This window comes from Streptomyces sp. NPDC051921 (assembly GCF_040680975.1).
Classification (GTDB): Bacteria; Actinomycetota; Actinomycetes; order Streptomycetales; family Streptomycetaceae; genus Streptomyces.
In genome coordinates this window covers 206,065-225,567 of the sequence record NZ_JBFAXU010000008.1, presented here as the reverse complement: position 1 = coordinate 225,567, position 19,503 = coordinate 206,065, and the positions used below count along the sequence as shown (strand labels likewise).

At 73.7% G+C, this 19,503-nt stretch carries 19 protein-coding genes; 11 read left to right on the top strand and 8 right to left on the bottom strand.

The window, feature by feature from the left end; genetic code table 11:
* The first annotated feature begins 77 nt into the window (after positions 1–77).
* From AB0M16_RS13700 to AB0M16_RS13690, 3 genes are all read left to right on the top strand, one after another.
* Positions 78–773 (top strand): helix-turn-helix domain-containing protein, encoded by a 696-nt coding sequence (locus AB0M16_RS13700; protein WP_365342218.1) that lies wholly within the window; start codon positions 78–80, stop codon positions 771–773.
* A gap of 113 nt (positions 774–886) precedes the next feature.
* Positions 887–1,330, top strand: a complete 444-nt coding sequence (locus AB0M16_RS13695) for a hypothetical protein (RefSeq protein WP_365342216.1) — start codon at positions 887–889, stop codon at positions 1,328–1,330.
* Between the two features lie 117 nt (positions 1,331–1,447).
* Positions 1,448–2,383, top strand: a complete 936-nt coding sequence (locus AB0M16_RS13690) for a hypothetical protein (RefSeq protein ID WP_365342214.1) — start codon at positions 1,448–1,450, stop codon at positions 2,381–2,383.
* Positions 2,384–2,410: 27 nt separating this feature from the next.
* Here AB0M16_RS13690 and AB0M16_RS13685 read toward each other — a convergent pair whose 3' ends face one another.
* From AB0M16_RS13685 to AB0M16_RS13670, 4 genes are all read right to left on the bottom strand, one after another.
* A complete protein-coding gene (locus AB0M16_RS13685) occupies positions 2,411–3,244 on the bottom strand; it encodes a DUF2690 domain-containing protein (protein WP_365342212.1) in 834 nt (277 codons plus the stop codon).
* Positions 3,245–3,342: 98 nt separating this feature from the next.
* On the bottom strand, positions 3,343–4,419 hold the full coding sequence (locus tag AB0M16_RS13680) for a prenyltransferase (RefSeq protein ID WP_365342210.1): 1,077 nt from the start codon (positions 4,417–4,419) through the stop codon (positions 3,343–3,345).
* Positions 4,416–5,150, bottom strand: coding sequence for a class I SAM-dependent methyltransferase (locus AB0M16_RS13675; RefSeq protein ID WP_365342208.1), 735 nt, complete (start codon positions 5,148–5,150; stop codon positions 4,416–4,418). Before AB0M16_RS13675 ends, AB0M16_RS13680 begins: the two co-directional genes overlap by 4 nt.
* Before the next feature lie 109 nt (positions 5,151–5,259).
* Positions 5,260–6,603 carry a glycosyltransferase family 4 protein gene (locus AB0M16_RS13670; protein WP_365342206.1) on the bottom strand — a complete coding sequence of 448 codons (1,344 nt, stop codon included), beginning with the start codon at positions 6,601–6,603 and terminating at the stop codon, positions 5,260–5,262.
* Between the two features lie 227 nt (positions 6,604–6,830).
* On the opposite strand from AB0M16_RS13670, the gene AB0M16_RS13665 reads away from it, so the two are divergent.
* On the top strand, positions 6,831–7,505 hold the full coding sequence (locus AB0M16_RS13665; protein ID WP_365342204.1) for a TetR family transcriptional regulator: 675 nt from the start codon (positions 6,831–6,833) through the stop codon (positions 7,503–7,505).
* Between the two features lie 19 nt (positions 7,506–7,524).
* Here the strand turns inward: AB0M16_RS13665 and AB0M16_RS13660 are convergent, their stop codons facing one another.
* The 3 genes from AB0M16_RS13660 to AB0M16_RS13650 all read right to left on the bottom strand — a co-directional run bounded on the left by AB0M16_RS13660 (position 7,525) and on the right by AB0M16_RS13650 (position 9,908).
* Positions 7,525–8,046, bottom strand: coding sequence for a hypothetical protein (locus AB0M16_RS13660; RefSeq protein ID WP_365342202.1), 522 nt, complete (start codon positions 8,044–8,046; stop codon positions 7,525–7,527).
* Between the two features lie 159 nt (positions 8,047–8,205).
* The gene (locus AB0M16_RS13655; protein ID WP_365342200.1) at positions 8,206–8,439 is read right to left on the bottom strand and encodes a ferredoxin; all 234 of its coding nucleotides are present in this window, start codon (positions 8,437–8,439) and stop codon (positions 8,206–8,208) included.
* The gene (locus AB0M16_RS13650; RefSeq protein ID WP_365342198.1) at positions 8,439–9,908 is read right to left on the bottom strand and encodes an aldehyde dehydrogenase; all 1,470 of its coding nucleotides are present in this window, start codon (positions 9,906–9,908) and stop codon (positions 8,439–8,441) included. The genes AB0M16_RS13655 and AB0M16_RS13650 overlap by 1 nt, the downstream gene beginning before the upstream one ends.
* A gap of 308 nt (positions 9,909–10,216) precedes the next feature.
* On the opposite strand from AB0M16_RS13650, the gene AB0M16_RS13645 reads away from it, so the two are divergent.
* From AB0M16_RS13645 to AB0M16_RS13615, 7 genes are all read left to right on the top strand, one after another.
* Complete coding sequence (locus AB0M16_RS13645; protein ID WP_365342196.1) at positions 10,217–11,269, top strand: MBL fold metallo-hydrolase; 1,053 nt, start codon at positions 10,217–10,219, stop codon at positions 11,267–11,269.
* Between the two features lie 479 nt (positions 11,270–11,748).
* Entirely contained in the window at positions 11,749–13,002 is a 1,254-nt protein-coding gene (locus AB0M16_RS13640; protein WP_365342193.1) for a prenyltransferase/squalene oxidase repeat-containing protein, read from the top strand.
* Positions 12,999–13,733, top strand: coding sequence for an SCO2322 family protein (locus AB0M16_RS13635; RefSeq protein WP_365342192.1), 735 nt, complete (start codon positions 12,999–13,001; stop codon positions 13,731–13,733). Before AB0M16_RS13640 ends, AB0M16_RS13635 begins: the two co-directional genes overlap by 4 nt.
* 407 nt (positions 13,734–14,140) lie before the next feature.
* Positions 14,141–15,235 (top strand): energy-coupling factor transporter transmembrane component T, encoded by a 1,095-nt coding sequence (locus AB0M16_RS13630; RefSeq protein ID WP_365342353.1) that lies wholly within the window; start codon positions 14,141–14,143, stop codon positions 15,233–15,235.
* On the top strand, positions 15,232–17,121 hold the full coding sequence (locus AB0M16_RS13625) for an ATP-binding cassette domain-containing protein (RefSeq protein ID WP_365342189.1): 1,890 nt from the start codon (positions 15,232–15,234) through the stop codon (positions 17,119–17,121). The genes AB0M16_RS13630 and AB0M16_RS13625 overlap by 4 nt, the downstream gene beginning before the upstream one ends.
* Positions 17,118–17,993 carry an ECF transporter S component gene (locus tag AB0M16_RS13620; protein WP_365342187.1) on the top strand — a complete coding sequence of 292 codons (876 nt, stop codon included), beginning with the start codon at positions 17,118–17,120 and terminating at the stop codon, positions 17,991–17,993. The genes AB0M16_RS13625 and AB0M16_RS13620 overlap by 4 nt, the downstream gene beginning before the upstream one ends.
* A 287-nt stretch (positions 17,994–18,280) precedes the next feature.
* Positions 18,281–18,682 (top strand): transglycosylase SLT domain-containing protein, encoded by a 402-nt coding sequence (locus tag AB0M16_RS13615; protein WP_365342185.1) that lies wholly within the window; start codon positions 18,281–18,283, stop codon positions 18,680–18,682.
* 120 nt (positions 18,683–18,802) lie between these two features.
* Here the strand turns inward: AB0M16_RS13615 and AB0M16_RS13610 are convergent, their stop codons facing one another.
* Positions 18,803–19,396 carry a TetR/AcrR family transcriptional regulator gene (locus tag AB0M16_RS13610; protein WP_365342183.1) on the bottom strand — a complete coding sequence of 198 codons (594 nt, stop codon included), beginning with the start codon at positions 19,394–19,396 and terminating at the stop codon, positions 18,803–18,805.
* Positions 19,397–19,503 lie beyond the last annotated feature (107 nt).

Genomic DNA, 19,503 nt, shown 5'->3' with positions numbered 1-19,503 from the left:
CGGACGCCCGGCTGCGGGCGGGCGTCGGCACGTATCGCGGGTTCCGCTCGACGGCGGGCGTGCGGCAGGAGCGGCTCGTGGTGCCGAGCGGGCGGGTGTCGCTGCTCATCGGCTTCGGCGGCGAGATGCGGGTCCGCGGGGGCGCCGGTCGGCACGCCTCGCTGGTGTCGGGTCTCCACACCCGCTCCCGGGTGCTGGAACACGGCGGTGACGTGCACGGGGTGGAGCTCACCCTGGCGCCGTGGGCGGCCCATCGGCTCTTCGGCGCCGCCTCCCTCGCCGAGCTCGCCGACACCCTGACCGATCCGGCGGACGTCCTGGGCCCCCGTGCCCGGGACCTGGCCGAGCGGCTGGCAGCGGCCGCCGCCTGGCCCGAGCGCTTCGCGCTCCTCGACGAGACGCTGCTGCGCTGGACGGCCGAGGGCACCGCCGGTCCTGCGTCTCCCGTCCTGGAGGCGTGGCACCTCCTGGAGCGGTCCGCCGGCACCCTGCCGATCCGTGAGGTCGCCGCCGCCACCGGCTGGAGCCTGCGGCACCTGGAGGCCCGCTTCCGCACAGAGATCGGCCTCACACCGAAGCGGCTGGCCCGGATCCTGCGCCTGAACCGGGCGATCCGCGAACTCACGGCGGGCACGGGGGCCGCCGACACGGCCGCGCGGTGCGGCTTCTACGACCAGTCCCATCTGAGCCGCGAGTTCACGTCGATGACGGGACTGGCGCCGGGGCGCTTCCTCGCGGACCGGGCGACGTCGAGCGCCTGGATCGCGGGCTGACGGCGCTTCGGACCACTGCGGTTTTCTCCAATACGCGGGCGTGCGGTGGATGTGAGTCTGACGCACGCGTGCGATGGCGTACGCACTGTCGAGAGACAAGGAACGGAATGAGCATGAGCATGGGGCTCCGCAAGAGGGCGGCGGCCGTGGCCGTCTCCACCGCGCTGCTCGTCGGCGGTGGCGTCGCCGCCGCGACCTCGGCGTCGGCCGGCTACATGTGCGGCGCCGGCTACCACTGCGTGTACTGGGCCACGATCGGCGACAGCGGCCAGCACGACTATTACAACAGCGACCGCGACTTCACCAACGACTACTTCGACGCCGCCCGCCCCGAGCCGGGCAGCGACGAGAACGTCAACGACAACGTCCGCGCCGCCAGCAACTCGAGCACGGGCGGCTACGAGAGCCACTACTACCGCGACATCGACTACAAGGGGGGCCTGCTGTTCTGCGTGAACCCCGGCAGCCAGATCTGGTACGGCGGCCTCGAGAGCTGGCAGGAGGCCCAGGCCAGCTCTCTCCTGCTGCGCCCGTCGACGACGATCAAATGCTTCTGATCCGGCACCTGCCGGTCCGAGCGCCTCGCGCGTGAACGTGGCCCGGTGCTACAGGGGTGCACCGGGCCACGTCCCTCTCCCCCGCTCCTCGTACACCGACGAAAGGCATCCGTCACCATGCCCGGGACCCGACGTCCCCGCCGCGCCCTGCTCACGCTCACCGCAGTCCTGACGGGCGGAGCGGCCGTCGTCGGCGGAACGCTGCTGGCCACCGCCGGCGGCGCACCCGCGCGGTCCGACGAGCCTCTCGCCACGACGGCGGGACTCGAGCGGCTGCACGAGTTGCCGCCCGTCACCGACAAGGTCTTCAGCTGGGACGCCGTCCAGGCCCGCAGCGCCGAGGCCCAGCGGCGGCACGCCATCGACTGCATGGCCCGCAAGGGTTTCCGCTACGCTCCGAAGGCCACTCCCCCGGCAGGCTCCGGCGAGGACGAGCGGCCCCGGCCCTTCGGCCTGGAGACCGCCCCTTCCGCGACCACGACCACACCGTCGTTCGCCGGTGAGACGCCCCCGAAGCCCGGAAGTCCCGAGGCCTCCCCGGCGTACGCGAAGGCCCTGTTCGGCGACGAGAGCAAGCGGGTGACGGTCAAGGGAACCCGCGGCATGAGCGTGTCCCGGCCCGGAAACGGGTGCCTCGCCGAGGCCGAGACCCGGGTCCTCGGTGACGGCCGGCTGCGCTGGCTCCAGGTGCGCATCGAACTCTTCGAGGGCCAGGAACAGGCCCGTACGGACGTGGAGAAGGACCCGGCTTTCCGCAACGCGACCGCGCGTTGGCAGCAGTGCATGGAACGGGCCGGCTTCTCCGGGCAGCGTGATCCGCAGGTGCTGCTGAAGACGCTGCCCAGCCAGAAGGCCCGACTGAACGGACGGGACATCCTGAAGGCGGATCTTCGCTGCAAGAGCGAGACCGGCTACCTCACCGTCGCGTACACCCGGCTCGCCGCCGTCCAGCAGCGCTGGCTGGACGCCAACCCGGCCGTGGCCAAGGACTGGACGGCCCTGCTGGCCCGTCAGGACGGGGCGGCGCGCGAGGTGCTGGCGGCCAAGGGCTGACACCCGCCCCGGAAGGCGGGCGGGCCGCTACGGCTGCTGCGCCTTCTCCCGGCTCGGCACGAAATCGCCCGTGCAGCTGGGCTCTCCGCTCTTCGGCAGGGACGCGCAGGCCCAGACGGAGCTGTCGTCCGGGGCGGCGATCAGGGGCGTGTAGACGTCACGGTCGAAGTGCACGACGTCGGCCTGGGCGGCACCGTCCGAGTTGTTGACGACCACGGTGGCGCCGACCTCGGCGAAGGAGATCCGCCCCCAGGCGGCCTTGCAGGCGCGGCTGTAGCGGAGCTCGATGACGAGGTCCTTGGGGATGGAGCCGGTGCGCACGGTGACCGCGTCGGCGCCGCAGTTCATCTTCTTCGGGTCGCGGCCCTCGCAACCGGTGAGCGTGCAGCCGGTCCGCGCCGCCGGGACCTTCGCCGTGGGCTTCGGGCGGGCGGCCGGCTCTTCGCCCGAGCCGGACAGGGCGACGACGCCGTACGTGACGGCGCCCGCCACCAGGAGCGCGGCGATCGCCAGAGCGCCCCAGAGGGTGCGCCGGCGGCGGGGTGCGGGGCCGGCCTCTTCGGCTGCCGTCGCGTCCGCGCCCTCGTCCGTCCCGGCCGGCGGCGCCTCCGCACCGGGGGCCGTGCGCCGGGCGTCCTCCTCGTCCCAGAGGGCGAGGAGGGGGGCCGGGTCGGTCTCGCAGAGTTTCGCGAGGCTCTCGACCGCGTCGCGCGGCGGGAACTGCTTTCCGTTGACCCACCGTTCCCAGGACGACTTGGCGTAGTGGGTCTTCTCGCTGAGCTGGGCGAAGCTCGCTCCCGACGCCTTCTTCAGCGCGAGCAGCTCGCCCGCAAGGTCCTTGACCGACCCCGCACGGTCCATCTTGACCGATTCCCCCTGTTATGCATGTCCATGCCAGTCATGAACGTGCACATCCTAGGGCGGGCTGAGCAGCCGGTTTTACGTGCATCGGGCACGAATCAACCGCAGCAGTCCGGCTCCAGACCGCTCGGCAGACGCTCGCCGCCGAAGACCGCGACCGTCGCCTCGTCACCCCCGAGCGCCGCCACCGCGAGCAGCAGCGAACCGGCGGTCCAGGTGGTCTGCTCCTCCGGCCACACGGCCCGGTCGCCCTCGAAGACGTAGCCGGTCCAGTAGTTGCCGTTCTCGGCCCGCAGGTGACGGACGGACTTCAGGATCTCCAGCGCCCGGTCCGACTCCCCCATCGCCCACAGCGTGAGGGCGAGTTCGCAGCTCTCGCCGCCCGTGACCCAGGGGTTGGGCAGCACGCAGCGCACACCGAGCCCCGGCACGACGAAGTCGTCCCACTTCTCGTCGATGCGGGCCTTGGCCGCGGGGCCGGTGACGGCGCCGCCGAGGACCGGGTAGTACCAGTCCATCGAGTAGCGGGACTTGTCGAGGAAACGCTCGGGGTGGCTGCGGATCGCGTGGCCGAGCGCGCCGGCCGCCAGCTCCCAGTCGGGCTGCGGCTCCTCGCGCGCCTCGGCGATGGCGAGGGCGCAGCGCAGCGCCTGGTGGATGGAGGAGCTGCCGGTCAGCAGCGCGTCGCGGACGGGCGTGCCGTCCGCCTCGCGCTTCCAGCCGATCTGGCCGCCGGGCTCCTGGAGGCCGAGGACGAACTCGACCGCCGCGTAGACGACGGGCCACATGCGGTCGAGGAAGGCGTCGTCGCCGGTCGACAGGTAGTGGTGCCAGACGCCGACGGCGATGTACGCGACGAAGTTGGACTCCAGGCCGCGGTCGGTGACGTTCTCGGGTTCGCCGTCGTGGTAGGCCGCGTACCAGGAGCCGTCACCGTTCTGGTGCCGGGCCAGCCACGCGTAGGCGCGGGCCGCGGCCTCGTGCTCGCCCGCGGTGTCGAGGGCCATGGCGGCCTCGGTGTGGTCCCACGGGTCGAGGTGGTGGCCCCGGAACCACGGTATGGCGCCGTCCTCGCGCTGCACGGCGAGGATTCCGGCGACCGTGGCGGCGGCCTGCTCGGCGGTCAGGACCCCCGGCAGGACGAGGTGTTCCGCCATCCGCTCGGGAGAGGTCACTGGGCGTCGGCCTTCGGCAGGTGGGGCTTGGTCGCGTAGGCCACGAAGCTCTTGCCGACGACCGGGTTGAGCAGCTGCTCGGCGACCCGGGTCACGGCGGGCTTCTTCATGATGTCCCAGACGAGGAGCTTGTGGTACGCGCGGACCGGCAGCGCCTTGTCGTTGTCCACGCCGAAGGCGCACTTGAGCCACCAGTACGGGGCGTGCAGCGCGTGCGCGTGGTGCGTGCCGTACGGCTTGAGGCCGGCCCCGCGCATCTTGGCGAGCAGTTCGTCCGCCTTGTAGATGCGGATGTGGCCGCCCTCGACCTCGTGGTACTCGTCGGAGAGCGCCCAGCAGATCTTCTCGGGGCCGTAGCGCGGCACGGTGACGGCGATGCGGCCGCCCGGCTTCAGGACCCGGACCATCTCGGCGAGCACGCCCTTGTCGTCCGGGATGTGCTCCATGACCTCCGAGATGATGACGACGTCGAAGGACTCGTCGGGGAAGGGCAGGTTGAGCGCGTCGCCCTCCATGGCGGTGGCGCTGGCGCCGGCCGGGGCCTCACCGGCCTCCTTCATGGCGGCGAACCACTTGGCGACCTCGCGGATCTCCTCGCCGTTCTGGTCGAGGGCGACGACCTGGGCGCCGCGCCGGTAGCACTCGAAGGCGTGCCGGCCCCCACCGCAGCCCAGATCGAGCACGCGGTCGCCGGGGGCGAGCGGGAAGCGGGTGAAGTCGACGGTCAGCACGGGGTCTGCCTTTCGGGGTTGACGGAGGTTGCGGGCAGTCGTTCCGGTGGGGCGGAACGGGTGGGCACGACCGCACCACCGGGCCGCGCCCGGCGCACGGAGCTGAGCGTCACCGGCGGGCTCCGGCGCCCTGACGGGCCACCGCCTCGCGGTACAGCTCCGCGGTCCCCTGGGCGGCACGGGCCCAGGTGAAGTTGGCCAGGACCCGCTCACGGCCCGCCGCGCCGAGTCGGGCCCGCAGGTCGGGGTCGCCCAGCATCCGGCCGAGGGCCACCGCGAGCGCCCCCGCGTCCCCCGTGGGCACCGCCAGACACGTCTCGCCGTCGGCCCCGGCGACCTCGGGGATCGCCCCGCCGGTGGTGGCGACGAGCGGCGTGCCGGTCGCCATGCCCTCCGCGGCGGGCAGCGAGAAGCCCTCGTAGAGGGAGGGCACGCAGGCGACCTGGGCGGAGCGGTAGAGGTCGACCAGCTCGGCGTCCGTGACGCCCTTGACGAACTGGACGGCGCCTTCGAGTCCGTACCGCTCGATGGCCTGGGCGACCGGCCCGTCCTCGGCGCGCTTGCCGACGACGACGAGGTGCGCGGCGGGGTGCTCGGTGCGGAGCTTGGCGAGCGCCTCGACCAGGAAGACCAGGCCCTTGAGCGGGACGTCGGCGCTGGAGGTGGTGACGATCCGGCCGGGGACCTCGGCGACGGACGGGTCCGGTGACCACAGGTCGGTGTCGGCGCCGATGTGGACGACACGGATGCGGTCCTGGCGGACGCCGAGGTGCTCGACGATCTCCTGACGGGAGGTGCCGGAGACGGTGAGGACGGACGGCAGCCGGCGGGCGACCCGCTTCTGCATGCGGGTGAAGGCGTACCAGCGGCGGACGGACGCGCGGCGCTTCCAGTCGGCGGCGGCGTCGAGTTCGAGCTGCCGGTCAACGGTGATGGGGTGGTGGATCGTGGTGACCAGCGGCGCGCCGATCGCGCGGGGGCCGCCGAGGAGCCCGTAGCCGAGGGTCTGGTTGTCGTGGACGACGTCGAACTCGCCGCGGCGGGCGGCGAGCATGCGCCGGGCCCGCAGGGAGAAGGTGAGCGGCTCGGGGAAGCCGCCGGTCCACATGGTGGCGACCTCGAGGGCGTCGATCCAGTCCCGGTACTCCTCGCGCTTCGGCGTGCGGAAGGGGTCGGGCTGGCGGTAGAGGTCGAGGCTGGCGATCTCGGTGAGCGTGAGGCCCTTCAGGTCCGCGCCGTCGACGGCCTCGTCGAGGACGGGGTACGGCTGGGAGCCGATGACCTCGACGCTGTGGCCGAGGCGCGCGAGCTCGCGCGAGAGGTGGCGGACGTAGACGCCCTGACCGCCGCAGAACGGGTTCCCCTTGTACGTGAGGAGAGCGATCCGCAACGGACGGTCACCGCCTGGGCCGGCACCCTGTCGGGGGCTTGCCTCTATGGCCTCCGCGGTCAATTGCGACCCCCTTCGAGCGTGCTTTTCGCGCGAGCGTATCCGCCCGCGCTAATCTAGAACAAGTTACAGACTTGATCGTTCATGATCTTCTTGACCATGCTCTTGATCCTCAAGGAGCACAGAATCTACCGGCAGGTAGCCCCGCCGCGAGATCCGGAACAGGTGATTCGCGCCACGGCGGGAGCCCCGCCATACTGTCGCTCCGCCACCGCACGGAACGGGACCTCATGACCGCGGAAGACAGACCTGCGTCACCGCCTCTGACAGAGCGCCAGGAGGCACGCCGCCGGCGCATCCTGCACGCCAGTGCGCAGCTCGCGGGGCGGGGCGGTTTCGACGCCGTACAGATGCGGGAGGTCGCCGAGGCGGCCGGGGTCGCGCTCGGCACGCTCTACCGCTACTTCCCGTCCAAGATCCATCTGCTGGTCGCCACCATGCAGGACCAGCTCCAGCACATGCACACGACACTGCGCAAGCGTCCGCCGGCGGGCGCGGAGCCGGCGGACCGGGTCGCGGAGACGCTGATGCGGGCCTTCCGGGCGCTGCAGCGCGAGCCGCAGCTCGCGGACGCGATGGTGCGGGCGCTGACCTTCGCGGACCGCAGCGTGAGCCCCGAGGTGGACACGGTGTCACGGCTGACGACCGCGATCATCCTGGACGCGATGGGGGCGGAGCAGCCGACGCCGGAGCAGCTGTCGGCGGTGCGGGTGATCGAGCACACCTGGCACTCGGCGCTGATCACCTGGCTGTCGGGGCGGGCGTCGATCGCACAGGTGAAGATCGACATCGAGATGGTCTGCCGGCTGATCGAGCTGACCGCGCCGGGGGCCGCGCCCGGGGCCGGTACGGGTGCCGCGCCCGGCGCGGGGGCCGGACGCGGCGCGGGGGCCGGACGCCGCTGACGTCAGGACGTGGCTGACGTCACGACTTCTTGTTCTTCTCCAGGTCTGCCTTGAACAGCGCCTCGCACTCGGGCGTGGCGTCGCTGGCGATGAACATCACCATCTTGAGCGCGCCCATGCTGTGGTCGCTGGCCTTCAGCTGCCAGGTGCCCTTGGTGAGGGTCTGGACGGTGGAGCCGCCCTGGGAGAAGGTCTGGCCGGTCTTCCAGCCGCCCTTGCCCAGGGACCCGACCGTGTCGTTGTACGACTTCTTCGGGTCGGCGGCCTTCTCGGCGTCGGCGGTCCAGGAGACCATGCACGTCTCCAGACCGGCCGGAACCGGGTCGCCGGTGGCGTCCTGGACGAAGCCGGCACCGGTCGCCGCGGTCTCGATCTCCGTCTTCACGGCGTCGGCGGTGAGGTCCTCACCCCCGGCCTCCGAGCCCCCGCCGGAACCGGCCGAAGCCGAACCGCCGGTCGTGGCGGACGAACCACCCTTGTCCGAACCGCCGTTGCTTCCGCAGCCCGCGACCAGGAACACCACACCGGCAGCCGCAGCCACCCACGTCGCCTTGCGCACAACACTCCCAAATACGTGCGCACGAAGGCCTCTTGCCCCCGTGACCAAGGGAGTAGTTTTGCACAAGGGAACCGGTGCGCCCGTCGGCGTCCGGGCCCGTGGGTGACTCCGCACACCGCGGGCCGCGGGTCCGACCGGCCGCTACTCCTCGGGAGGGAACACCTGCTCGCCGCCGCCCGCCAGGGCGATCGAGATCGCCTCCACCGGGCAGCCCTCCGCCGCCGCGAGGACGCGTTCGTTGGCGTCCGACTCCGGGTCGCGCGGGTGGGACTGGCGGGCCGAGTCCAGGCGGAAGCCGTCCGGGGCGTGGTTCACGCACATGCCGGAGCCGATGCAGACGCCCCGGTCGACCTCCACGTGCCAACGGTCGCCCATCAGTTGCCCCCGGGCCCCTCGTAGCCGGCCGGCAGGTGGATCATCTTGTGCTCCAGGTACTCGGAGAGGCCCTCGGGGCCGAACTCCCGTCCCACTCCGGAGCTCTTGTAGCCGCCGAAGGGGCCGAGCATGTCGAGGCTGAAGGTGTTGACGTTGAAGGTGCCGGTGCGGACACCGCGGGCGAAGTCGACGCCGTGCTCGACGTCGCCGGTCCAGACGCTGCCGGACAGGCCGTAGTCGGAGTCGTTGGCGATCCGCAGCGCCTCGCCCTCGTCCCCGTACGGGAGGAGGCAGATGACCGGGCCGAAGATCTCCTCGCGGGCGATCCGCATCGAGTTGTCGACGCCGCCGAAGAGGGTCGGCTCGACGTACCAGCCGCGGTCCAGGCCCGCCGGACGGCCGCCGCCGGTGAGGACCTTGGCGCCCTCGGCCTGGCCGATGCCGATGTAGTCGAGGGAGCGCTGCTGCTGGCGCCGGGCGACCAGCGGGCCGACCTGGGTGGCCGGGTCGAGCGGGTCACCGACCACGAGCGCGCCGGCCGCCGCCGCGAAGGCCTCGGCGATCTCCTCGTACCGGGAGCGCGGCGCGAGGATGCGGGTCTGGGCCACGCAGGCCTGGCCGTTGTTCATCCAGGCGGCGGGGACGATCCCGGCGACGGCCGCCTCGAGGTCGGCGTCGGGCAGGATCACGGCGGCGGACTTGCCGCCGAGTTCGAGGGTGACGCGGGTGAGGTTGCGGGACGCGACCTCCATGACCCGCTTGCCGGCGGCGACCGAACCGGTGAAGGAGACCTTGTCGACCCCCGGGTGCCCGACCAGGTACTCGCTGACCTCGCGGTCGGCGGGCAGGATCGACAGCACGCCCTCCGGCAGCCCGGCCTCGGCCGCGATCCCGCCGAGGATGTACGAGTCGAGGGGCGACTCGGGCGAGGGCTTGAGGATCACCGTGCAGCCGGCGAGCAGGGCCGGGCCGAGCTTGGCGGCGGCGGTGAACTGCGGGACGTTCCACGGTACGACGGCCGCCACGACGCCGACCGGCTCGCGCCGCACGAGCAGCGGGCCGAGGACGCCGGAGCGCCGCTCCTCGTACGCGTACTCCCGCGCGACGGTGATCGCCGAGTCCCAGACCATCATGGCGCCGAGCGCCTGGGCGAGCACCGACCAGGAGTAGGGGGAGCCGTTCTGGGAGCTGATGGAGCGGGCGATCTCCTCGTGCCGTACGGCGATCGCGTCCTTGATCCGCCCGACGACCTCGATCCGCTGCTCCAGCGTCATCCGCGGCCACGGCCCCTCGTCGAAGGCCCGTCGGGCGGCGGCGACGGCCCGGTCGACGTCCGCCTCGGCGGCGTGCGGGACGCGGCCGATGACCTGCTCGGTGTGCGGCGAGATCACCTCGATGACCCCGTTGCCGAGCGGGTCGGTCAACTCGCCCCCGATGAACAGCTTTCCGTGCTCCACAAGCTCGGTCATGACCGACTGCCTCCCGGAACGACGCGTCGACTCCGATATCTGACTGTGTTTCAGAACTGATACCAGTTCTAGTTTGGCTTGGCCAGACTTCCGCACCCCCGGGCGACGGCGGCGACGCCGGGTGGCGGCGGGCGATGGGCGGTGGGCGATGGCGAGCCTGCCGGGCAACGGGGGGCGACGGGGGGTGATGACCGTGCACCGGCGGGGCGGGCAGCCTGAAGACAATGCGACACACAGCACTCTGACGGAGCGTCAGTTCTCGTTATAGTGAACGGCGGCCGTATCGGTACGCAGAGACGAGGGTGCTCATGACGCAGCTGACCGACACGGTGACCGACCACGGCGGAGGCGTCTGGTCGCTGCGCGTACCCATTCCCGACAACCCCCTCGGCCACACCCTGGTGCACGTCGTCGACACCGACCGCGGCCCCGTCCTCGTCGACACCGGCTGGGACGACCCCGGCTCGTGGGCCGAACTCACCGCCGGACTCGGCGTACTGGGCATCGGCGTGCAGGACGTCCACGGAGTCGTCGTCACCCACCACCATCCCGACCACCACGGCCTCTCCGGCCGGGTGCGGGAGGAGTCCGGCGCCTGGATCGCCATGCACGCCGCCGACATCGCCGTCGTCCGCCGCACCCGCGAGGCCGAGCCCGGCACCTGGCTCGACTACCTGGCCCGCAAGCTCGCCGCCGTCGGCGCCCCCGACGAGCACACCGCCCCGCTGCTCGCCGCCCGCGCCGCCGGCGGGCGGATGCGGACCCTGCCCGGGCTGCGCTCCGCCCTGCCCGACCGGGAGATCGTCCCCGGCGAGCTGCTCGACCTCGCCGGGCGCCGCCTGCGTGGGGTGTGGACGCCCGGCCACACGCCCGGCCACGTCTGTCTCCACCTGGAGGAGGCCCACCCGGCCGGGCTGCCCGGGCACGGCCGGCTCTTCTCCGGAGACCACCTGCTGCCCGGCATCAGCCCGCACATCGGCCTGTACGAGGACCCGGACGACGCCACGGTCACCGACCCCCTCGGCGACTACCTGGACTCCCTCGAACGCATCGGCCGGCTCGGCGTCGCCGAGGTGCTCCCCGCCCACCAGCACGCCTTCGCCGACGCGGGCGGCCGGGTCCGCGAACTGCTCGCCCACCACGAGGAGCGCCTCACCGGACTCCTCGCCCTCCTCGCGACGCCGCTCACCCCGTGGCAGCTCGCCGAACGGATGGAGTGGAACCGCCCCTGGGACCGCATCCCGCACGGCTCCCGCAACATCGCCGTCAGCGAGGCGGAGGCGCACGTCCGCCGCCTGGTGAAACTGGGCCGCGCGGAGCCGGTGGCGGGGACGGACCCGGTGGCGTACGTGGCGGTCTGACGCGACGGTGCGACGCGGGCGGTGCGGCGCGGGCGGTTGCGACGCGGGCCTGAGGCGCGGGCGGTGCGACGTGGACGGTTGCGACGCGGGCGTGAGGCGCGGCGGTGGGACGCGGGGCGTTCGCGTGGGCCGCGCGATACGGCGGTCTGAGCGAGCGGTGCGGCGCGGGCGGTGCGGTGCGAGCGGTGCGGTGCGGGCGGTGTGACGTACGGCTCCGGGAGTGGGGAGGGACCGGCCGGTAGACTCGGCGGTCGTCGTCATGCCCGTACGGGGGGGAAGCCGGTGGGAATCCGGCACTGCCCCTTCCCCAAGCTCTCGGCTTCGCCCGAGCAGGGGACGCCCCAAGCCGTGAGCCGCCCTGCCGGGCGGCGAGTCGGAACGCCCGGTACGGGACGTGAGCGCCGGCACCGTCGAGGAATACGGCGCCGGAGGCCGGCCCCCCGGGGTGCCGGTTTCCGGTGCCCGCAGGAGAGGGACCCATGATCAGCGTTCGCCGCGCCGCCGCCGCACTCGCGGCCGGTGCCGTGCTCAGCACCACCGCCGCCGGAGTGGCCGCCGCCGCGCCCTCGCCGACCCCCTCGCCGGCCAAGATCCCGGCCGGGCTGTACGGCACCACGGACCCGACCTACGACGGCGTCTGGCGCCAGTCGCTGGCCTTCCTCGCCCAGCGCAGCTCCGGCATCCAGCCCGCCGACCAGGCCGTCGACTGGCTGCTCGGCCAGCAGTGCGCCAACGGCGCCTTCGCCTCCTACCGACCCGACCCGGCCAAGGCCTGCGACGCCAGGACGATGCTCGACAGCAACGCCACCGCCGTCGCCGTGCAGGCGCTCACCGCGGTGAAGCGCCAGTCCGCCGACCCGGCGAAGACCGAGAAGGCCGCCAAGGCGGGCGCCGACTGGCTGAAGAGCGTCCAGAACAAGGACGGCGGCTGGAGCTACGTACCCGGCGGCCCCAGCGACGCGAACTCCACCGCGATCGTGGTCGGCTCCTTCGCCTCCGCCGGCGTCCGGCCCGGCGCCGTGACGTCCGCCGGCGGCAAGACCCCGTACGACGCGCTGCTCACCTTCGCCCTGCCCTGCACCGAGAAGGACGGCGGCGCCGGCGCCTTCGCCTACCAGCCCGACAAGAACGGCAAGCTCCTCGCGAACGCCGACGCCACCGCCGCGGCGACCCTCGCCGGGCTCGGCAAGGGCATCACCGCCCGCGGCGCGCAGCCCCAGCAGCCGCCGGCCTGCACCGACCTGCCGAAGCCGACCGCCGAGCGGGCCGCCCTCAACGGCGCCTCCTACCTCGCGGCGCAGCTCGCCGGGACCGGCCACCTCACCGCCCCGCCGATGCCCGGCGCGGCCGAGACCGCCGAGCTGCCCGACTACGGCAACACCGCCGACGCGGTCGTGGCGCTCGCCGCCGCCGGGGCGAGGAAGGAGGCCACCGGCGCGCTCACCTGGCTGGAGAACAACTCCGCCACCTGGGCCAGGTCCAGCGGGCCCGCCGCCTACGCCCAGCTGGTGTTCGCCGCCCACGCCATGGACACCGACCCGCGCAGCTTCGGCAAGGCCGACCTCCTGGAGCAGCTGAACGCCACCGGCCCCGCCCCCAAGGCGCCCGACAACTCGCAGGCCTCCGCCGGCGCCGCCGACGACGAGTCCGGCTTCGACGTGTGGTGGATCATCGGCATCGGCATGGTCGTCGGCGTCGGCATCGGCTTCCTCCTGAGCGGCCGCAAGAAGTGAGCCCGCTGCGCAGGCCGGCGTCGGGCGGGCGCGCGCCGAGCAGGCTCGCCCCGAGCGGGCTCGCCGCCGGCCTGGGCGCCGCGTTCCTGACGCTCGCCGTGGCGGCGCCGGCCGAGGCCGCGGGCTACCGCTACTGGTCCTTCTGGGAGAACCAGGGCAAGGAGTGGGGTTACGCCACCCAGGGTCCGGCGACGGCCCGGCCCGCCGACGGCGACGTCATCGGCTTCCGCTTCGCGGTCAGCAAGGACTCCAGCGACGCGAGCCGGCCGTCCACGGCGCCGGACTTCGCGACGATCTGCACGGGCGTGGCGAAGAAGGACGGGACGAAGCGGGTCGCGGTCGTCGTCGACTTCGGCGGCCCGACGGACGCCCCGCCCGGCGAGACCCCGCCGAAGCCGGTCCTCGAGGTCGGCTGCCCCGAGGTCCGCGAGGACGCCACCGCCGCGGAGGCGCTGGCGGCCGTCGCCAAGCCGCTGCGCTACGACAGCAACGCGCTGCTCTGCGGCATCGCGGGCTACCCGGCGAAGGGTTGCGGGGAGCAGGTCGCCCTGCCGGAGGAGCAGCCGAGCGCTACGGCGAAGCCGTCGGCGACGCGCGCGGCCGGGACGGGCACCGCCTCGGACTCCGGCTCTGGTTCGGACGGCCCGTCCGTGGGCCTCGTCGTGGGCGGCGCCGCGGTGCTCCTCCTCGGCACGGCCGGCGTCGTGCAGGCCCGCCGCCGTCGCGGATGACGACGGAGGACCGACCGAACCCGGGGGCCGGACCGCACGCCCGCGAGGCGGCGACGGCGGCGGTCCCGGCGACGGACCACGACACGACGGCCGGACACGGCACGACGCCCGGGCAAGGCACGGAAACCGGGCCCGACGCGCCGACCCCGCGAGACCGCGTGGGCGCCTGCGGCGTCGCGGCGACCGTACGAGGCCGGGAAGCCGAACCCGGCACGCCCACCACGCGGGGCCGGACGGCCCTGCACGACGCGCCGACCACGGCGGGGCGGACCTCGGCACCGGGCCCGACCGCGGCGCGGCACCGCCCCGCCCGTCCCGGCGGTGCCGGCCGACCCCCCAGGGATGACCGGCCCGTCAGGGCCGACCGCCCCGCCGGGGCCGGCGGTGCCGGGCGCCGCGTCTCCCGCCTGCGCGCGCCCGAGGCGAACCGGTCCAACGCCCTGCACCCCGGCGCCTGGTGGCTCTGGGCGCTGGGGCTCGCCGTGGCCGCCTCGCGCACCACCAACCCCCTCCTCCTCGGGCTGGTCGTCGGCGTCGCCGGTTACGTCGTCGCGGCCCGCCGTACCGACGCGCCCTGGGCCCGCTCGTACGGCGCGTTCGTGAAGCTCGGGCTGTTCGTCGTCGCCCTGCGCGTCGTGTTCTCGCTGCTCCTCGGCTCGCCGATCCCCGGCTTCCACGTGCTCTTCACGCTGCCCGAGGTGCCGCTGCCCGACTGGATGCAGGGCATCCGGATCGGCGGGCGCGTCACCGCGGAGCAGCTGGTCTTCGCGCTGTACGACGGACTGAAGCTGGCGGCGCTCCTCATCTGCGTGGGCGCGGCGAACGCCCTCGCCAACCCGGCGCGGCTGCTCAAGTCGCTGCCGGGCGCGCTGTACGAGGCCGGGGTCGCGGTCGTCGTCGCGATGACCTTCGCGCCGAACCTCGTCGCCGACGTGGTGCGGCTGCGCACGGCCCGCCGGCTCCGCGGGCGTCCCACGGGCGGCGTGCGGGCCGTGCTCCAGATCGGCCTGCCGGTCCTGGAGGGCGCCCTGGAGCGCTCGGTGGCGGTGGCCGCCTCGATGGACGCCCGCGGTTACGGGCGCACGGCGCAGGTGCCGCCCGCGGTGCGGCGTACGACGGACGTCCTGACCCTCGGCGGCCTGCTCGGGGTGTGCGCCGGCTCGTACGGGCTGCTCGCCGCGCAGGGCGCGGGTTACGGGCTGCCGCTGCTCGTGGCCGGTGTCCTCGCGGCCGTCGGTGGGCTGCGGCTGGGCGGCCGGCGGACGGTGCGTACCCGCTACCGGCCGGACCGGTGGGGCGTGCGGGCGTGGCTGGTCGCCGGTTCGGGAGTGGCGGTGGCCGTGCTGGTGATCCTGACGGGCGCGACCGTGCCCGGGGCGATGCACCCCGGAGTCGTCCCCCTGGAGGCGCCCGAGCTGCCGGTGTGGCCGGCGGCGTCCGTGCTGCTGGGGCTGCTGCCGGCCTTCGTGGCCCCCGTACCCAAGGAGAGTCACCGCCCGTGATCCGCTTCGAGAACGTGTCGGTGACGTACGACGGCGCGGCCGGGCCCACGCTGAAGGACGTCGACCTGACCGTGCCCGAGGGCGAGCTGGTGCTGCTCGTCGGGCCGTCCGGTGTCGGCAAGTCGACCCTGCTCGGCGCCGTGTCCGGGCTCGTCCCGCACTTCACGGGCGGCACGCTGAGGGGCCGGGTCACGGTCGACGGGCGGGACACGCGCAGCCACCCGCCGCGCGAGCTCGCCGACCTGGTGGGCACGGTGGGGCAGGACCCGCTCGCCCACTTCGTCACCGACACGGTCGAGGACGAGCTCGCGTACGGCATGGAGTCGCTGGGGCTCGCGCCCTCCGTGATGCGCCGCCGGGTCGAGGAGACGCTGGACCTCCTCGGTCTCGCCGAACTGCGCGACCGCCCGATCGCCACCCTGTCCGGCGGTCAGCAGCAACGCGTCGCGATCGGCTCGGTCCTCACCCCGCACCCCAAGGTCCTCGTCCTCGACGAGCCGACGTCGGCGCTCGACCCCTCGGCCGCGGAGGACGTCCTGGCCGTCCTGCAGCGTCTGGTCCACGACCTGGGCACGACGGTCCTCATGGCGGAGCACCGCCTGGAGCGGGTGGTCCAGTACGCGGACCAGGTCCTGCTCCTGCCGGAGGCGACGATGGGCCCGCCCGCCGACGTGATGGCCGTGTCCCCCGTCCACCCTCCGGTGGTCGCCCTGGGGCGGCTGGCCGACTGGCGTCCCCTTCCGCTGACGGTCCGCGACGCGCGACGCGCGGCGGGCCCGCTGAAGGAGCGACTGGCCGGTCGGACCCCGGCGGCACACCTGCCGCCGCCCCCACGAACCGGGGGCACGCGCGCCGGCACCACACCCGCTCCGGGGCCCGAGGGCGCGTACGCGGAAACCGGGGGCGCCGCCCCCGGAGCCACGCCCGGCGCAGGGTCCGGGGGCCCGGCCTTCGCACCGGGTGTCGCGGACGCCGCCGCCTGCCCCGCGCTCGCGCCCGTCCCGGGCCCCGAGCCCTCCGCCGTACGGGGTCCGGGGCGGAGTCCCGGTCCCGGGAAGGGGCGGGGCGGGGGAAGGTCCCTCTTCCGACGGCGCCGCACCTCCCCCGGGCCCGCGTCCGTCACCGCCCCCCTCGTCCACGCCGACCGCCTGGCCGTCCGTCGCGGCCGCGTCGAGGCGCTGCGGCATGTCGACCTGCGGGTCGAGGCCGGGGAGACGGTCGCCCTCATGGGACGCAACGGGGCCGGCAAGTCGACCTTGCTCGGCACGCTGGTCGGCATGATCGCGCCCACGTCCGGAACGGTGCGCGTCGCCGGTCTCGTGCCGCACGACACGGATCCGCGCGCGCTGATCCGCCAGGTCGGGCTCGTGCCGCAGGAACCGCGGGACCTGCTGTACGCGGACACCGTCGCGGCCGAGTGCGCCGCGGCGGACGCGGACGCGGGGGCCGAGCCGGGGAGCTGCCGGGCGCTGGTGTCGCAGCTGCTGCCGGGGGTCGCGGACGAGACGCACCCCCGCGACCTGTCGGAGGGGCAGCGGCTCGCGCTCGCGCTCGCCGTGGTCCTGACCGCCCGCCCGCCGCTGCTCCTGCTCGACGAGCCGACCCGCGGTCTGGACTACGCGGCGAAGGCCCGCCTGGTCACCCACCTGCGCGGCCTCGCCGCCGACGGGCACGCCATCGTGCTCGCCACGCACGACGTGGAGCTGGCGGCGGAGCTCGCGCACCGTGTGGTGATCGTCGCGGGCGGTGAGGTCGTCGCGGACGGCCCGACGGCCGAGGTGGTCGTGTCCTCGCCCGCCTTCTCCCCTCAGGTGGCGAAGATCCTCGCGCCGGAGCCGTGGCTGACCGTCGAGCAGGTGGCGAAGGCACGGGAGGGCGCGCTGTGAGGGCGGCCGGCCGGCCGATCCGGCTGGGGCCCCGCTCCGTCGCCGCTCTCGTCCTCGTCTCCGCCGTGGGGCTCGTCGCCATCGGCTGGCCCCTCTTCGCCGACGCCGGTTCCGCGCTGACCGACCACGCCGCCGACGCGCCGTGGTTCTTCGCCCTTCTCCTTCCTCTCCTCATCGCGGTCGTCGTGGCGACGATCGCCGACTGCGGCATGGACGCGAAGGCGGTGGCGATGCTGGGGGTGCTGGCCGCCGTGGGGGCGGCCCTGCGGCCGCTGGGGGCGGGCACGGCGGGTCTGGAGCCGATGTTCTTCCTGATGGTGCTGAGCGGCCGGGTCCTAGGGCCGGGCTTCGGCTTCGTGCTGGGCGCGGTGACGATGTTCGCGTCCGCCCTGCTCACGGGTGGGGTCGGGCCGTGGATGCCGACGCAGATGCTGGCGATGGGCTGGTTCGCGATGGGCGCCGGACTGCTGCCGGCGGGCCTCCGGGGCCGGGCCGAGCTGCTGGTGCTGTCCGCGTACGGCTTCGTGGCGGCGTTCGCGTACGGCACGGTCACCAATCTGTACGGGTGGGTGACGGTCGGCGGCGGCCGCGTGCCCGAGGCGGGCGGGATCTTCTTCGTACCGGGGGATCCGGCGCACGAGAACCTGGTGCGCTTCCTCGCGTTCGTGGCGACGACGTCGCTCGGCTGGGACCTGGGCCGCGCCGTCCTCACCGTTGTCCTCACCCTGACCGTGGGCGGCGCCCTCCTGAAGGCGCTGCGGCGGGCGACCCGGCGCGCGAACTTCGAGGCCCAGGTCACATTCGAGGGCCCTGGGAGGGCCCTCCGGGGTGAGGCGCCTCATAGGACCCAGGTCACTTACGAAGGGAAATAGGAGACCGGACAGGGCGGTCAAATCACCCCATACGGCGATTTGACCTGCGGAAACAGGGTCCGGGACGGTATCGGGACCTCCGGGCACTGTCCGAACCAACCTCGTACAGGGGGTCGTTGCGTCGCCGCGCCAGGCCTGTTTGTCTGGTGGACGTCGCCAGGCAGCCGGTGCTCAGCGCAGCACCACGGCAGGCCGGTTCCCCCCAGTTCCCGGGACTCCCGGGCCCTGGTTCCGGCATGCCGAAAACGCCTGGCGCGACCTTTGCCCCCGACGTTAGGTATGACGTTTTGTTCCGCTCGATCGCCACTCGTGTCAACTCCCGCAAGAAGACCTTCGCCGTCTCCGCCGCCGTCCTCCTGGGCGCCTCCGGTGCGGTGCTCGGCTCGACGGGTACGGCCTCGGCCGCCACGGAGCAGGAGATCGCCCGCCAGATCGTCCCGCCGGCGCAGTTCGCGTCCTTCAGCAAGATCGTCGAGCACGAGTCCGGCTGGAACCACACCGCGACCAACGCCTCCAGCGGCGCCTACGGCCTCGTCCAGGCCCTCCCGGCCTCGAAGATGGCCTCGGCCGGTGCCGACTGGAAGACGAACCCCGCCACCCAGATCAAGTGGGGCCTCAACTACATGAACGAGCGCTACGGCTCCCCGAACGCCGCCTGGGCCTTCTGGCAGACCCACGGCTGGTACTGAGCCGAACAGCGAGCCGGCAGGCCGGACGCGCGCTCCAGCGCTCCACAGACGTCGCAAGGCCCCGCCCTCCTTCCGGAGGGGCGGGGCCTGCGGCGTTCTCCGACGTCCGCCCGCACTCCCTCACGCCCCGAGCAGCATCCTGACCTGCGGCCACAGTGCGTCCAGGACCGCCGGGTCGTTCTTGAGCTTGGCGAGCAGGACGAGCCCTTCGAGCTGGGCGACGACCGCCCGGGCGGCCGCGAGGTCGGCCCGGTCCGCAGGAATCGCGCCTTCCGCGGCCGCCTCCGCGAGCACTCCGGCGATCAGCTCGATCTGCTCGTCGAAGATCCCGTCCAGGCGGTCCCGGACGTCCGGTTCCTGGGTGCTGAGCTCCAGGGCGAGGTTGCCGAGGAGGCAGCCGTCGACGGTGCCGGTGACCTCCTTGCCCCGCCGCTGCACGACCGGGGCCAGTTCGAGCAGGCTCCGCAGCCGTTCCAGGGCCGGGGCGGAGGCGGCCAGCTCGGCGGTCCAGGTCGCCCGCTCCTCGCGCCAGTAGGCGTCGACGACCTCCACGGTCAGGGCCTGCTTGGACTCGAAGAAGTAGTAGAAGCTGCCCTTCTTCACGTCCGCGCGGGCGCAGATCTCGGCGACGCCGAGGCTGCCGTAGCCGCGGCTGCGCATGAGCTCGCCGGTGGCGTCGACGAGCCGTTCCCTTGCCGTGCTGGTGCGTCCCATGACGCCACTGTACGAGCGGTCAACCATTCGGGGCGGTCGGGTCTGGATTTTTAGTTGACCGGTCGTCTAGTGTCCTCGGCGTCGGCGGGCACCGAGCCCGCCGCGAC